General features: G+C 67.3%; 3 protein-coding genes. All 3 read right to left on the bottom strand.

Going from position 1 to position 2,315, the window contains the following annotated elements; all coding sequences use genetic code 11:
* The coding region (locus DBR23_RS10635) for a BPSS1780 family membrane protein (protein WP_108498222.1) at positions 1-787 on the bottom strand (787 nt) is incomplete at its 3' end.
* Positions 788-954: 167 nt separating this feature from the next.
* Positions 955-1,908 (bottom strand): homoserine kinase, encoded by a 954-nt coding sequence (locus DBR23_RS10630; RefSeq protein ID WP_108498221.1) that lies wholly within the window; start codon positions 1,906-1,908, stop codon positions 955-957.
* 98 nt (positions 1,909-2,006) lie between these two features.
* On the bottom strand, positions 2,007-2,315 hold a 309-nt coding region (locus tag DBR23_RS10625), incomplete at its 5' end, for a hypothetical protein (protein WP_108498220.1).

Genomic DNA, 2,315 nt, shown 5'->3' with positions numbered 1-2,315 from the left:
GCTGGGGGGTGTACGGGGGCTCGAAGCAGTCGCGGAAGGTGAAGACCACCGAGGTGAAGAACATGGCTGCCATCATCATGGCAGCGCCCACCATGATGCCACCGGCCATCGATCCCGCAAGCCCCGCCACAGCCAGCAGGGCCGACACGATGCTGACCACCAGCCCGCCCAGCAAAAACACCCCCAGCCAGCCCAGCCCATAGACGAGGAACGCACCAAAGTTGCGCACGCAGGCCACGATGGAGAAGAAAAGCGCCTTGACCGGCGGCACGCCATGCCAGTGCACGAGGCCCGGTGCATGCCAGAACAGCAGCGACAGCGGCAGGTACAACAGCATCGACAGCCACATGGCGCGCTGGAAGTCCGGGTTCTCGGCAATCTCCCGGGTCATGGGCGCGCCGCCCAGGTACACCTGCGCAAACTGACCGCCGTCCAGCAGGGCCGACAGCCCCATGATGCCGAGGAAAGCCACCGCATACAGCACACCCAGCGTGAGCATGTCGCGCAGCCGCTCGCGCCCGGTGCGAAACGCCACCAGCAGCACCGTGGGCATCGGAAACCGCCCTTGCGATGCCTGCGCCGCCGCCACCATCATGGCCAGCGTGGCCGACGGCAGCAGTGCGAGGGCAATGGCCGGGCCCACCAGCGGAATCATCGTGGCCAGCGACATCGCCGCCATGGTCATGAAGAACAGCGCAGCTAGCGCCATGGGCTGCCGCCAGAACGCCCGAACGCCGAGCTTGACCCAGGCCATGCCGGTGCGTGCGGGAACGATGTGGAGTTTCATGAATACGTTGGAAAGGAGGAGAGGCTCGCACCGCCAGCTGTGCCCTGGCGCCAACAGGGGGCGTCGAGCGGCATCGGATGTCGGGTGGGCGAATAAGGCCGAATTTACCCCACCGCCCCAAACCGTTGGCCGGGTCAGGGGTTAGAGGCTGCTCGCCTGTGGTGGGATCAGCCCGCGTGCACGGGCAGTGCCAGGCGCCCGCGCAGTACGCGTTCGAAGTGCGTGGGGTCGTGGGGCTTGAGCATGGAGGCCTCGCGCGGCAGGTAGAAGTCCCACAGACGCGAGATCCAGAACCGCAAGGCCCCGGCGCGCAGCATGGCGGGCAGCAGTTCGCGCTCGGCCGCCGTCAGCGGGCGCACGGCCTGGTACGCGTCGAGCATGCGCGTGGCGCGCTCGGCATCGTGGGCGCCGGTGGGCAGGTCGATGCACCAGTCGTTCAGGCATACGGCCAGGTCAAACAGCCAGGTGTCCACCCCTGCAAAGTAGAAGTCGAAGAAGCCCGTCAGCTCTTCACCCTCGAACATCACGTTGTCGCGGAACAGGTCGGCATGCACGGGCCCGCGTGGCAGGGCGGCATAGGCGGAGCTGGCCGCCACATGGTTCTGGTAGGCCAGCTCGGACCGCAGCAGTGCGGCCTGCGCAGCGTCAATGTGGGGCAGCACCACCGGCACCGTCTCGTTCCACCAGGGCAGCCCACGCAGGTTGGGCTGGTGGCGGTCAAAGTCGCGGCCCGCCAGGTGCATGCGGGCCAGCATGGTGCCCACGGCAGCGCAGTGCACGCCCTGTGGGGCCAGCTGGCTCTTGCCGCGCAGCTTGTTGACCACGGCGGCGGGCTTGCCGCACACGGTGTGCAGGATGTCGCCGTTCTTGTCGGCACGCGGGTCGGGCACGGGCACGCCGCCGTGCGCCAGGTGCTTCATCAGGTACAGGTAGAACGGCAACTGATCGGCCGTGAGGCGCTCGAACAGCGTCAGCACGAACTCGCCCTGGTCGCTGGTCAGAAAGTAGTTGGTGTTCTCGATGCCGCCCTCAATGCCGCGCAGCTCCACCAGCTCGCCCAGTTGCAAACGGCGCAGCAATTCGCGCGCCTCGGGATTGGAGACTTCGGTAAAAACGGCCATCGCTCAGGGGGTCGAAGAAAAGAGAAGGGGAAGGGGCGGGACAACGGGCGGGGCTCAACCGGTGGCAACGCAGTGCGTGCGCGCCACCCTGCCACCCATCAGAACTTGAACACGTTCCAGACGCGGGGCGCCGTGGTGGTTTCAGCGCCATTGTTGCCACCGGCGCGGCTGCGCGCGCCATCAGGCGACTGCACTTCGTAGGCGGGCAGGTTGCCGGTCTTGGGCTGCACCGAGATGTTCTGGGTTTGCCCGCCGACCCGCAATTCGTCCACACGGCTGCCTGCGTCTTCGATCTGGATGCGCTCCGTGCGCTGGTTGGTGCGACCAGACAGGGGCTCGGGATCGGGCAGCGCATCGCGCTGGTTACCAGCGCCTGCGGTGGTGGCAGCAGGGGATGGGGACGGGGT

The sequence above is a fragment of the Acidovorax sp. HMWF018 genome (genome assembly GCF_003061035.1).
Taxonomy (GTDB): Bacteria; Pseudomonadota; Gammaproteobacteria; order Burkholderiales; family Burkholderiaceae_C; genus Acidovorax; species Acidovorax delafieldii.
Note: the sequence above shows the minus strand (reverse complement) of the source record. Positions and strands in the feature narration are given on the sequence as shown.

Coding starts and splice junctions, on each gene's coding strand:
- DBR23_RS10630 (WP_108498221.1), bottom strand. CDS start 1,908: ATGGCCGTTTTTACCGAAGTCTCCAATCCCGAGGCGCGCGAATTGCTG.